Origin of the sequence: Pseudomonas sp. GL-RE-26 (genome assembly GCF_019956275.1) — a bacterium.
Classification (GTDB): Bacteria; Pseudomonadota; Gammaproteobacteria; order Pseudomonadales; family Pseudomonadaceae; genus Aquipseudomonas; species Aquipseudomonas grandcourensis.
On record NZ_JAHBDI010000011.1, the window covers coordinates 383528 to 396114 of the forward strand.

The following is a 12587-nucleotide window of genomic DNA, read 5'->3' on the forward strand; positions in this document are numbered from 1 at the left end:
TATAAGCTTCAAGTCAAAGCAAAGCGAACCTCACTTGCCGCTTGAAGCTTGAAGCTGCTCTTAAAACAACACACGGCTACGGATGGTGCCGTTGACGTGTTGCAGCTTCTCTTGCGCCAGGTCCGAGTACTCGGCGTCGACGTCGATTACCACGTAGCCGACTTTCTCGTTGGTCTGCAGGAACTGGCCGGAGATGTTGATGCCGTTTTCGGCGAAGACCTTGTTGATCTCGCTGAGCACGCCCGGGATGTTCTCGTGGATGTGCAGCAGGCGGTGCTTGCCAGGGTGAGCCGGCAGGGCCACTTCCGGGAAGTTCACGGACGATACCGAAGTACCGTTGTCGCTGTACTTGACCAGTTTTTCCGCCACTTCCAGACCGATGTTGGCCTGGGCTTCAGCGGTGGAGCCGCCGATGTGCGGGGTCAGGATCACGTTGTCCAGGCCACGCAGCGGGCTTTCGAACTCTTCGTCGTTGGAGCGTGGCTCCACCGGGAATACGTCGATGGCCGCGCCGATCAGGTGTTTGTCCTTGATCGCGTCCGCCAGGTGGTCCAGTTCGACCACGGTGCCACGGGCGGCGTTGATCAGGATGCCGCCTTTCTTGATGGCGCGGATTTCCTTCTCGCCCATCATCCACTGGGTGGCGGCGGTTTCCGGTACGTGCAGCGAAACGATGTCGGACATCGCCAGCAGTTCGTGCAGGTTGCCTACCTGAGTAGCGTTACCCAATGGCAGCTTGGTGATGGTGTCGTAGAAGTACACCTGCATCCCCAGGCCTTCAGCCAGGACCGACAGTTGTGTACCGATCGAGCCGTAACCGACGATGCCCAGCTTCTTGCCACGGATCTCGAAGGAGTTGGCCGCGCTCTTGATCCAGCCGCCACGGTGGCAGGAAGCGTTCTTCTCAGGGATGCCGCGCAGCAGCAGGATCGCTTCGGCCAGCACCAGTTCCGCTACGGAACGGGTGTTGGAGTACGGCGCGTTGAACACGGCGATGCCGCGCTCGCGGGCAGCACTCAGGTCGACCTGGTTGGTGCCGATGCAGAAACACCCTACAGCCACGAGCTTCTTCGCGTGATCGAAGATCTCTTCGGTCAGTTGAGTGCGGGAGCGAATGCCGATGAAGTGAGCATCAGCGATCTTTTCCTTGAGCTGGGCTTCCGGCAGAGAACCAGTGAGGTACTCGATGTTGGAATAGCCCGCCGCCTTGAGGACGTCGACAGCCGATTGGTGGACGCCTTCGAGAAGAAGGAACTTGATCTTGCTCTTATCGAGAGAAGTCTTGCTCATCTGCGTAAACCTGTATCCCGGAGAAAAATGGCAGGAAATGGTCAACAGATGCTGACCCGGACGGCAACTAAACCGTCACCGCAGAACAGCCCTTGGGCACTATCCTGCGGGGTCGTTATGCTAGCATATGCACCCCGCTAAACACTCATTCCTGCGACGTGAAGCGTTCTCAGGATGACCATGAATTGTTCGAGAGTTCTGTCGATGACCAATCCTGCCCTGATTGAAGAGCTGAAGACCCTGGTTGAGCCTGGCAAGGTGCTGACCGATGCCGACTCCCTGAATGCTTACGGAAAGGATTGGACCAAGCATTTCGCCCCGGCCCCGACCGCCATCGTGTTCCCCAAGACCACCGAGCAGGTCCAGGCCATTGTCCTGTGGGCCAACAAACACAAGGTGGCGCTGGTGCCGTCCGGTGGTCGTACCGGGTTGTCTGCCGCTGCCGTGGCAGCCAATGGCGAAGTTGTGGTGTCCTTCGACTACATGAACCAGATCCTCGACGTGAACCTCACTGACCGCACCGCCGTTTGCCAGCCGGGCGTGGTCACCGAGCATTTGCAGAACGTCGCCGAAGAAAAAGGCCTGTACTACCCGGTGGACTTCGCTTCAGCGGGTTCGAGCCAGATTGGCGGCAATATCGGCACCAATGCCGGCGGGATCAAGGTGATTCGCTACGGCATGACCCGTAACTGGGTCGCCGGCATGAAAGTGGTCACCGGCAAGGGCGATGTGCTGGAACTGAACCGCGACCTGATCAAGAACGCCACCGGCTACGACATGCGTCAGCTGTTCATCGGTGCCGAAGGCACCCTCGGGTTCGTGGTCGAAGCGACCATGCGCCTGGACCGCGCACCGAAAAACCTCACCGCGATGGTTCTCGGCACCGCCGATTTCGACTCGATCATGCCGGTGCTGCACGCCTTCCAGAGCAAGCTTGACCTGACCGCCTTCGAGTTCTTCTCCGACAAAGCCCTGGCCAAAGTCATGGCTCGCGGCGATGTACCGGCGCCGTTCGAATCCGATTGCCCGTTCTACGCGCTGCTGGAATTCGAAGCGACCACCGAAGAAGTGGCCAACCACGCCCTGGAAACCTTCGAGCACTGCGTCGAGCAGGGCTGGGTGCTGGACGGCGTGATGAGCCAGAGCGAAACCCAGCTACAGAACTTGTGGAAGCTGCGCGAATACATCTCCGAAACCATTTCCCACTGGACGCCGTACAAGAACGACATTTCGGTCACCGTATCGAAAGTCCCGGCATTCCTGAAAGAAATTGACGCGATCGTCGGTGAACACTACCCGGACTTCGAAATCGTCTGGTTCGGCCACATCGGCGACGGCAACCTGCACTTGAACATCCTCAAGCCGGATAACCTGAGCAAGGATGAGTTCTTCGCCAAGTGCGCCACTGTCAACAAGTGGGTGTTCGAAACCGTCGAGAAGTACAACGGTTCGATCTCTGCCGAGCACGGCGTGGGCATGACCAAGCGTGACTACCTGACCTACAGCCGTTCACCGGTCGAGATCGAGTACATGAAAGCGGTCAAGGCGGTGTTCGACCCGAACGGCATCATGAACCCGGGCAAGATTTTCGCTGTTTGATTTTCGAACTTTAAGAGCCAACGAAGCAGGAGTCGGTAATGAGCTATCAGCACCAGTATGTCGACGGTACGCGCATTCACTTCCCGCTGGGGAAAGTGGTGTGCATCGGCCGTAACTACGCCGAACACGCCAAGGAACTGGATAACCCGGTGCCGACCGAGCCGCTGCTGTTCATCAAGCCGGGCAGTTGCGTGGTGCCGCTGGAAGGCGGTTTCAGCATTCCGACCGAACGTGGTTCGGTGCATTACGAAGCGGAAATCGCGGTGTTGATCGGCAAGCCGTTGTCGACCAAACCGAGCCGTGAAGAAGTGCTCGACGCCATCTCCGGTTTCGCTCCAGCCCTGGACCTGACCCTGCGCGACAAGCAGGCCGAGCTGAAATCCAAGGGGCTGCCCTGGGAAATCGCCAAGTCCTTCGACGGCGCGGCAGTGCTTGCTCCGTTCGTGTCTGGCAGCACCTTTGCCGACCTGACCGATATCGGCATCCGCCTGACCATCAACGGCGAAGTGCGCCAGGACGGCAACAGCAGCGCAATGCTCAACCCGATCGTGCCGATGATCCAGCACATGGCCGGTTGCTTCTCGTTGCAGGCCGGGGACGTGATCCTCACCGGCACGCCAGTGGGCGTTGGTCCGCTGAATGTCGGTGACGAGATCGTTCTGGAATTGCCAGGCGCCAGCAGTTTCACCAGCAGCGTTCGCTGATCCAGGCGTCGCTGTACCCTGTGGGAGCGAGCTTGCTCGCGATAGCGGTCTATCATTCAACATCTCTGTTGACTGACACGGCCTCATCGCGAGCAAGCTCGCTCCCACAGTAGTATTTGGTGGGCTGAAGTCCGGATTCCACACAGTTCAACCCTGTCATTTCCCGTTTTTTTCACATCCAGTCTGGATAATTTCAGTGCTATTGGCCTCTGAGCCGGCCCCAAACTGTGCTATTACCCCTAGCCTGAATCTCTGGAACGCATCCCCGATGGTCACTCCTCCGCTTTCCACGCTTGAACCTGTCCGCCGCTCGCGCTTCGCCTTGCGTTGGTACATCTGGCTGCTGTTGGTGGCCGTTGTCGCCTACGGCGTCGCATTTGCCATGCAGTGGGATTCGCGGGGCGTGCTCTGGGTGAAAGAGCAATTCAAAAGCCCGGCCGAGCGTCAGGCGAGCATCTGGCTGCCGGACTATCGGGCGGTGATCGATGCCAAGCCATTGCCGGGCATGGAGAAGGATGAAGCATCGGACTTGGCCTACGACCCTCAGACCAAGACCCTGTTTTCGGTGATGGGCAAGAACCCGTTCCTGGTCGAGCTGACATTACAGGGCGATGTATTGCGCAAAATGCCTCTGGTCGGCTGGAGCAACCCTGAGGGCGTCACCGTGCTGGGCGACGGCCGGCTGGCCATTGTCGATGAGCGCGAGCATCTGATCGCTATCGTCCAGGTCGATGCCGATACCCGCGAATTGAATATCGCCGACTTCCCGAAATACGACCTCGGGCCTTCCAAGGACCAGAACAAGGCGTTCGAGGGTGTCACCTGGGACCCGCGCAATCAGCAACTGCTGTTGGGCGAAGAGCGCCCGCCGGCATTGTTTGCCTGGAAAGGTGACGGCAAGGTTCTGACCGGCGACAAGCTGAAACTGGCCAGCCATGCACTGGACATGCGCAACCTGTCTGCCCTGGCCGTCGATCCACGGACTGGCCACATGCTGGTGTTGTCCGCCGACTCGCACCTGTTGCTGGAGCTGGACAAGATGGGTGAGCAGGTCAGTTTCATCACCCTGCTGCGTGGCTTCAACGGCCTGAAAAATACCATTCCGCGTGCTGAAGGCGTGACCATGGATGAAGCGGGCACGTTGTACATGGTGAGTGAGCCGAACCTGTTTTATCGCTTCGAAAAACAGAAGTAATCAACGCCTGCGCTGATTGCCTGTACGTAAAAGGCCAGTGGCCATTAAGCTTCAGTTCAGACGGGCGTGATATTTCATCCGCCCGTTTTGACCCGAGCCCGCCCGAATGCATCGATTTGCCCGCCCCAAATCCCTGATTCTGATCCTGTCGGTGGTCTTGCTGATCGCGTTGATAGCGATCGCCCAGTACATGCGTCTGTTCGAGCGCGCCTGGTTCAATCTGCATACGCTGTGGCAGCCGGTGAGTTCCCGGTCCATGGGGCTGGACCAGTATCAGGTCGTGACCGAAGCGCAGGTGATCGATGGCCTGGCTGACAACGTTTCGGCGTTGACCTACGACCCGATACGCAAAAGCCTGTTCACCGTCACCAACAAACGGAGCGAGCTGGTCGAGTTGTCCCTCGACGGCAGGGTTTTGCGCCGTGTGGCGCTGCTCGGGTTCGGTGATCCGGAGGCGGTGGAGTTCATCAGCGAGGACATCTACGTGGTGACTGACGAAAGCCAGCAGCGGCTGATCAAGATTCGTCTGGAGCAGGACACCACCTTCGTCGATGCGGCAGACGCCGAGCAGATGACCATTGGCGTACACATGGGCAGCAACAAGGGCTTCGAGGGTCTGGCTTACGACTCTGTGGGCAAACGCCTGTTCGTCGCCAAGGAGCGCAACCCGATGCTGATCTACGAGGTACACGGTTTTCCGCGCTTCAACCCTGAAGACTCCTACTCGGTGCACGTGATCAACGACCCCAAGCGTGATGCCGGGATGTTCGTGCGGGATCTGTCGAGCCTGCAATACGACGAGCGCAGCGGGCATTTGCTGGCGCTGTCGGATGAGTCGCGATTGATTCTGGAGCTGGATGTGGATGGGCGTCCGCTGAGCACAATGTCATTGAGCAAGGGGCACCAGGGGTTGCAAAAAACCGTGCCGCAGGCCGAAGGGATCGCCATGGGAGACGACGAAACGCTGTACCTGGTGAGCGAGCCGAACCTGTTCTACGTGTTCAAGAAGCCAACGCAACTCTAGCCAACACCACAAAACACTGTGGGAGCGAGCTTGCTCGCGATAGCGGTCTGTCATTCAACATATCCGTCGACTGACACGGCCTCATCGCGAGCAAGCTCGCTCCCACAGGTCATTCATCTGCTCAGAAAATCTGGGCAGTCTGGCTTATTCCGCGCGCAGGGTCTTCACGCCCTCGCTCGTACCCAGCAACAACAGATCCGCCGGACGTGCCGCGAACAAACCGTTGGTGACCACGCCGACGATCGCATTGATCTGCGTTTCCAGTTCCACCGGATTGGTGATCTGCATGTTGAACACGTCGAGGATGATGTTGCCGTTGTCGGTCAGCACGCCTTCGCGGTAAACCGGGTCGCCGCCGAGTTTCACCAGCTCACGGGCCACGTGACTGCGGGCCATCGGGATCACCTCCACGGGCAGCGGGAAAGTACCGAGGACCGGCACCAGTTTGCTGGCATCGGCGATGCAAATGAAGGTCTTGGCCACGGCCGCGACAATCTTCTCGCGGGTCAGGGCCGCGCCGCCGCCCTTGATCAGGTTCAGGTGCTCGTCGCTTTCATCGGCGCCGTCGACGTAGAACTCCAGGTCGCTGACGGTGTTCAGTTCGTAAACCGGAATCCCGTGGCCCTTGAGGCGCGCGGCGGTGGCTTCGGAACTGGCGACGGCGCCATCGAATGCGCCCTTGTGCTTGGCCAGCGCGTCGATGAAGCAGTTGGCGGTGGAGCCGGTGCCGACCCCGACGATGCTCTTGTCGTCGAGTTTCGGAAGGATGAAGTCGACGGCGGCCTGAGCCACTGCCTGTTTGAGTTGATCCTGGTTCATGCGGGCTCCGGGGTGCCGAGGAGGGGACGAAAGGCCGGCATTATAGGCTTCGGGGCGGGGAAGGTCATTGCCCGATTGGCAGGTCAAAAGATCGCACCTGTAGGGGCTGCCGAAGGCTGCGATCTTTTCGCTGGCTTAAAACCACCTGTTTAGTGTGGTCGCCCGCCCAAAATGCGGGTTAGACTCCTTGGTCCTGCCCAACCCGCTCAGTGATGCTTTCCGATGCTTGAACAGTACGTCAAAAAGATCCTCACCTCGCGCGTTTATGACGTTGCCGTAGAAACCCCGCTGCAGACTGCCCGCCAGCTCTCCGAGCGGCTGGGCAACAGCATTTGGCTCAAGCGCGAAGACTTGCAGCCGGTGTTCTCGTTCAAGATTCGCGGCGCCTACAACAAGTTGACCCAGTTGAGCGACGAAGAACGCGCTCGCGGTGTAGTTACCGCGTCGGCGGGCAACCATGCCCAGGGTCTGGCCTTGGCGGCAAAGGTGTTGGGCGTGAAAGCGACCATCGTCATGCCCAAGACCACCCCGGAGATCAAGGTCGAAGGCGTGCGCTCCCGTGGCGGCAAAGTGGTGCTGCACGGCGATTCGTTCCCGGAAGCCCTGGCCTACTCGCTGAAACTGGTCGACGAAAAAGGCTACGTCTATATTCACCCGTACGACGACCCCCACACCATTGCCGGGCAGGGCACGGTGGCGATGGAGATTCTGCGCCAGCACCCACAGCCACTGGATGCGATTTTCGTCCCGGTGGGTGGCGGCGGCCTGATCGCCGGCATCGCGGCGTACGTGAAATATCTGCGCCCGGACATCAAGGTCATCGGCGTTGAGCCGGACGACTCCAATTGCCTGCAAGCCGCCATGGCAGCGGGCGAGCGCGTGGTGCTGCCGACTGTGGGCATCTTCGCGGACGGTGTTGCCGTGGCCCAGATCGGTCAGCACACCTTCGACATCTGCAAAGATTATGTCGATGAAGTGATCACCGTCAGCACCGACGAAATCTGCGCCGCCATCAAGGATATCTACGATGATACCCGCTCGATCACCGAACCTGCCGGCGCTTTGGGCGTGGCGGGGATCAAGAAGTATGTCGAGCAGCGCGGCGTCAGCGGCCAGACCTTCGTGGCCATCGACTCCGGGGCCAACGTCAACTTCGACCGCCTGCGCCACGTCGCCGAGCGTGCGGAGCTGGGCGAAGGCCGCGAAGCGATCATCGCCGTGACCATTCCCGAGAAACCGGGCAGCTTCAAGGCGTTCTGCGAGGCCATCGGCAAGCGCCAGATCACCGAATTCAACTACCGCTACAACACCGGCAGCGAAGCGCACATCTTTGTCGGCGTGCAGACCCATCCGGAAAACGACCCGCGTAGCGCGTTGATCGCCAGCCTGAGCGAGCAGGGTTTCCCGGTGCTGGACCTGACCGACAACGAACTGGCCAAGCTGCACATCCGCCACATGGTCGGCGGGCGTGCGGCGCATGTGGTCGATGAAGTGGTCCTGCGTTTCGAATTCCCGGAGCGTCCGGGCGCGCTGTTCAACTTCCTCAACAAGCTCGGCGGGCGCTGGAACATCTCGATGTTCCACTACCGCAACCATGGCGCGGCCGATGGCCGGGTCGTCGCGGGCCTGCAAGTGCCCCACGACGAGCGCCACCTGGTGCCGGCGGCGCTGGAAGAAATCGGTTACCCGTACTGGGACGAAAGCGACAACCCGGCCTATCAGCTGTTTCTTGGCTGAACAGCTACGCTGACGGGCAAGGCAATAAGGAAATCTGACAATGGAAACGTTAACTGCCCTGAAAGCGGCGCACATGGTGGCAACTGTTGTACTGCTGGCTTGTGCGCTGGGGCTGGGAGTCTGGGTTTTGCTTGCGCGGCGCAAGGGTGACGCGACAGCGGGTAGTCGCACCTTGCAGCGGCCAAGGGTGTTTGTCTGGCTGCTGATGGGGCTGGCGCTGCTGAGCATGCCGTTTACCGGCTGGTGGATGGTGCATCTGGTGGGCTGGCCGCTGGGGCAGACCTGGTTGCTGGCCTCCAGCGTGCTTTACACCGTGGCGGCACTGGCGTGGTTCTGGCTGCTGGTGCGGCTCAACAAACTGCGCAAGACGCCGGCTGGGGTGGGGAAATTCACCTTTGCCTTGGCGTTGTTCAGTTTTGTCTGTCTTGTGGCCATTGCCGGGTTGATGGGTGCCAAGCCTGTTTAAGGCTGGAGACCGTATCGACCCAATCGCGAGCAGGCTCACTCCTACATTGGAATGCGTTCCCCTGTAGGCGTGAGCCTGCTCGCGATAGCAATGTTAGTCGCGCAACGAAATCACCGGCCAACCCCGCTTCTCGGCCTCGGCCCGCAAATTCGGATCAGGGTCGACCGCTACCGCATGAGTCACCTGCTCCAGCAACGGAAAATCATTCATCGAGTCGCTGTAGAAGTAGCTGTCTTCCAGCGTAAACCCGGTTTCTTCCAGCCAGCGATTCAAGCGCGTCACCTTGCCCTCGCGGAAGCACGGCACGTCGGTGCTGCGCCCGGTGTAGCGGCCGTCGAGCATTTCGCATTCGGTGGCGATCAGTGTTTCGACACCCAGGCGCTCGGCAATCGGCCCGGTGACGAAGCGATTGGTGGCGGTGATGATGACCAGTTTGTCGCCGGCCGCGCGGTGCTTGGCCAGCAACTCGATGGCCTTGGGCAGCAGGATCGGTTCGATGCAGTCGCGCATGTAATCGCTGTGCCACTGATCCAGCGTGGCCATTTCGGTGCGGCCGAGCACTTCCAGGCAGAAGTTCAGGTAGGCGGCGTTATCCAGTTTGCCGGCCAGATAATCCTGGTAGAACGCATCGTTGCGAGCCTTGTAGGCGACGGCGTCGAGAAAGCCGCGCTCGCACAGGTAATCGCCCCAAGCGTGATCGCTGTCACCGCCCAGAAGGGTGTTGTCCAAATCGAATAAAGCCAGGCGCATTACAGTTACCCGCTGAAAAGTCAGTAAAAAGGCGACAAGAATACGGTCTTTTCACAAGAGTGCACATAAGGTAGGAACCTTCGTTGCCGCCTTAACAACCTTTGTGGAACAATGCGGCGACATGCGTTTGCGAGGTTGTTGCCGTGATCGACCCCGATGGTTTTCGCCCCAATGTCGGGATCATTCTGACGAATGACGCCGGCCAGGTGCTATGGGCTCGCCGAATCAATCAAGATGCCTGGCAGTTTCCGCAGGGTGGAATCAACCCCGAAGAGACGCCGGAAGACGCCTTGTACCGCGAGCTGAACGAAGAAGTGGGCCTGGAGCGCGAAGATGTTGAAATTCTCGCCTGCACCCGGGGCTGGTTGCGCTATCGTTTGCCGCAACGTCTGGTACGTACCCACAGCCAACCGCTGTGCATCGGCCAGAAACAGAAATGGTTTCTCCTGCGCCTGATCTCCAACGAGCAGCGGGTGCGGATGGATTTGACCGGTAAACCGGAATTCGATGGCTGGCGCTGGGTCAGCTATTGGTATCCGTTGGGCCAGGTGGTGACATTCAAGCGCGAGGTGTATCGACGCGCTCTCAAAGAGCTTGCCCCGCGCCTTTTAGCGCGCGACTGACGACGGAGTTCGACCCCGAGCCATGCTCAATACGCTGCGCAAGATCGTCCAGGAAGTTAACTCCGCCAAGGATCTCAAGGCGGCGTTGGGGATTATTGTGTTGCGCGTCAAAGAGGCCATGGGCAGCCAGGTCTGCTCGGTCTACCTGCTTGATCCGGAGACCAACCGGTTCGTGCTGATGGCCACCGAGGGCTTGAACAAGCGCTCGATCGGCAAGGTCAGCATGGCCCCCAACGAAGGTCTGGTGGGTCTGGTCGGCACGCGTGAAGAACCCCTGAACCTCGAAAACGCCGCGGACCACCCGCGCTACCGCTACTTCGCCGAAACCGGTGAAGAGCGCTACGCCTCGTTCCTCGGTGCACCGATCATTCACCACCGCCGCGTCGTCGGCGTGTTGGTCATCCAGCAAAAAGAACGTCGCCAGTTCGATGAAGGGGAAGAAGCCTTCCTCGTGACCATGAGCGCGCAACTCGCCGGTGTTATCGCCCACGCCGAAGCCACCGGTTCGATCCGTGGTCTCGGCCGTCAGGGCAAAGGCATCCAGGAAGCCAAGTTCATCGGCGTGCCGGGTTCGCCAGGTGCGGCGGTCGGTACGGCGGTGGTCATGCTGCCACCGGCCGATCTGGATGTGGTGCCGGACAAGAGCATCGCTGACATCGACGCCGAGCTCAAACTGTTCAAGACCGCCATCGAAGGCGTACGCGCCGACATGCGCACGTTGTCCGCCAAGCTCGCCACGCAGTTGCGCCCGGAAGAGCGGGCATTGTTCGACGTCTACCTGATGATGCTCGACGATGCCGCGCTGGGCAGCGAAGTCACCACCGTGATCAAGACCGGCCAGTGGGCCCAGGGCGCCTTGCGCCAAGTGGTCACCGATCACGTCAACCGTTTCGAATTGATGGACGACGCTTACCTGCGCGAGCGTGCATCCGACGTCAAGGACCTCGGTCGTCGCCTGCTCGCCTACTTGCAGGAAGAGCGCCAGCAAACCCTGGTCTACCCCGACAACACCATTCTGGTCAGCGAGGAACTGACGCCGGCGATGCTCGGCGAGGTGCCGGAAGGCAAGCTGGCCGGTCTGGTATCGGTGCTCGGCTCCGGTAACTCCCACGTCGCGATCCTGGCGCGTGCCATGGGCATCCCGACGGTGATGGGCCTGGTCGACCTGCCGTACTCCAAGGTCGACGGCATACAGATGATCGTCGACGGCTACCACGGCGAGGTCTACACCAACCCGAGTGACGTGCTGCGCAAGCAGTTCGCCGAAGTGGTCGAGGAAGAGAAACAACTGGCCCTCGGGCTGGATGCGCTGCGCGATCTGCCGTGCGTGACGGTCGATGGCCACCGCATGCCGCTGTGGGTCAACACCGGCCTGCTGGCGGATGTGGCGCGCGCGCAGAAGCGCGGTGCCGAAGGCGTGGGCCTGTACCGCACCGAAGTGCCGTTCATGATCAACCAGCGTTTCCCGAGCGAAAAGGAACAACTGGCGATCTACCGCGAGCAACTGGCCGCGTTCCACCCGCAACCGGTGACCATGCGCAGCCTGGACATCGGCGGTGACAAGGCGCTGTCGTACTTCCCGATCAAGGAAGACAACCCGTTCCTCGGCTGGCGCGGCATTCGCGTCACCCTCGACCACCCGGAAATCTTCCTGGTGCAGACCCGCGCCATGCTCAAGGCCAGCGAAGGCCTGAACAACCTGCGAATCCTGCTGCCGATGATTTCCGGCACTCACGAGCTGGAAGAAGCCCTGCACCTGATCCACCGCGCCTGGGGCGAAGTGCGCGACGAAGGCACTGACGTGCCGATGCCGCCGGTTGGCGTGATGATCGAGATTCCGGCGGCGGTGTATCAGACCAAGGAACTGGCGCGGCAAGTGGACTTCCTGTCGGTCGGTTCCAACGACCTGACCCAGTACCTGTTGGCTGTGGACCGCAACAACCCGCGGGTGGCCGACCTCTACGATTACCTGCACCCGGCGGTGCTTCAGGCGCTGCAGAACGTGGTGCGTGATGCCCACGCCGAAGGCAAGCCAGTGAGTATCTGCGGTGAAATGGCCGGTGACCCGGCGGCGGCGGTGCTGTTGATGGCGATGGGTTTCGACAGCCTGTCGATGAACGCCACCAACTTGCCGAAAGTGAAGTGGATGCTGCGCCAGATCAACCTGAGCAAGGCCAAGGAATTGCTGGCTGAGCTGATGACCATCGACAACCCGCAAGTGATTCACAGCTCGTTGCAATTGGCGCTGAAGAACCTCGGGTTGTCGCGGATGATCAATCCGGCAGCAATCAAGCCTCTCTAAAACGCTGACGGCCCCTGTGGCGAGGGAGCTTGCTCCCGCTGGAGTGCGAAGCGCTCCTAATCCGGCTAATGCGGTTTT

General features: G+C 60.2%; 11 protein-coding genes. 8 read left to right on the forward strand and 3 right to left on the reverse strand.

What is annotated here, in order from left to right; genetic code table 11:
* Nucleotides 1-60: 60 nt before the first annotated feature.
* A complete protein-coding gene (gene serA, locus KGB07_RS09325) occupies nucleotides 61-1290 on the reverse strand; it encodes a phosphoglycerate dehydrogenase (protein ID WP_046039143.1) in 1230 nt (409 codons plus the stop codon).
* Nucleotides 1291-1494: 204 nt separating this feature from the next.
* Between serA and KGB07_RS09330 the strand changes: the two genes are divergently transcribed.
* From KGB07_RS09330 to KGB07_RS09345, 4 genes are all read left to right on the forward strand, one after another.
* A complete protein-coding gene (locus tag KGB07_RS09330) occupies nucleotides 1495-2889 on the forward strand; it encodes an FAD-binding oxidoreductase (RefSeq protein ID WP_033052123.1) in 1395 nt (464 codons plus the stop codon).
* Between the two features lie 38 nt (nucleotides 2890-2927).
* Nucleotides 2928-3593, forward strand: coding sequence for a fumarylacetoacetate hydrolase family protein (locus KGB07_RS09335; protein ID WP_056726437.1), 666 nt, complete (start codon nucleotides 2928-2930; stop codon nucleotides 3591-3593).
* Between the two features lie 268 nt (nucleotides 3594-3861).
* Nucleotides 3862-4788 (forward strand): SdiA-regulated domain-containing protein, encoded by a 927-nt coding sequence (locus tag KGB07_RS09340; RefSeq protein ID WP_046039149.1) that lies wholly within the window; start codon nucleotides 3862-3864, stop codon nucleotides 4786-4788.
* A 106-nt stretch (nucleotides 4789-4894) separates the two neighbouring features.
* Nucleotides 4895-5812: an SdiA-regulated domain-containing protein gene (locus KGB07_RS09345; RefSeq protein ID WP_046039151.1), complete on the forward strand. Its 918-nt coding sequence runs from the start codon at nucleotides 4895-4897 to the stop codon at nucleotides 5810-5812.
* A gap of 144 nt (nucleotides 5813-5956) precedes the next feature.
* On the opposite strand, the gene rpiA is transcribed toward KGB07_RS09345, so the two are convergent.
* Nucleotides 5957-6631, reverse strand: coding sequence for a ribose-5-phosphate isomerase RpiA (gene rpiA, locus KGB07_RS09350; RefSeq protein WP_046039153.1), 675 nt, complete (start codon nucleotides 6629-6631; stop codon nucleotides 5957-5959).
* A gap of 222 nt (nucleotides 6632-6853) precedes the next feature.
* Here rpiA and ilvA point away from each other — a divergent pair, with 222 nt between their 5' ends.
* Entirely contained in the window at nucleotides 6854-8368 is a 1515-nt protein-coding gene (gene ilvA / locus KGB07_RS09355; protein ID WP_046039155.1) for a threonine ammonia-lyase, biosynthetic, read from the forward strand.
* Between the two features lie 40 nt (nucleotides 8369-8408).
* Nucleotides 8409-8834, forward strand: a complete 426-nt coding sequence (locus tag KGB07_RS09360; protein ID WP_046039157.1) for a DUF2269 domain-containing protein — start codon at nucleotides 8409-8411, stop codon at nucleotides 8832-8834.
* Nucleotides 8835-8927: 93 nt separating this feature from the next.
* On the opposite strand, the gene KGB07_RS09365 is transcribed toward KGB07_RS09360, so the two are convergent.
* Nucleotides 8928-9584, reverse strand: a complete 657-nt coding sequence (locus KGB07_RS09365) for an HAD family hydrolase (RefSeq protein ID WP_046039159.1) — start codon at nucleotides 9582-9584, stop codon at nucleotides 8928-8930.
* Nucleotides 9585-9727: 143 nt separating this feature from the next.
* Here KGB07_RS09365 and KGB07_RS09370 point away from each other — a divergent pair, with 143 nt between their 5' ends.
* Nucleotides 9728-10207, forward strand: coding sequence for an RNA pyrophosphohydrolase (locus KGB07_RS09370; RefSeq protein ID WP_003229203.1), 480 nt, complete (start codon nucleotides 9728-9730; stop codon nucleotides 10205-10207).
* Nucleotides 10208-10229: 22 nt separating this feature from the next.
* Nucleotides 10230-12509 (forward strand): phosphoenolpyruvate--protein phosphotransferase, encoded by a 2280-nt coding sequence (gene ptsP, locus KGB07_RS09375; protein ID WP_046039161.1) that lies wholly within the window; start codon nucleotides 10230-10232, stop codon nucleotides 12507-12509.
* The last annotated feature ends 78 nt before the right edge of the window (nucleotides 12510-12587 follow it).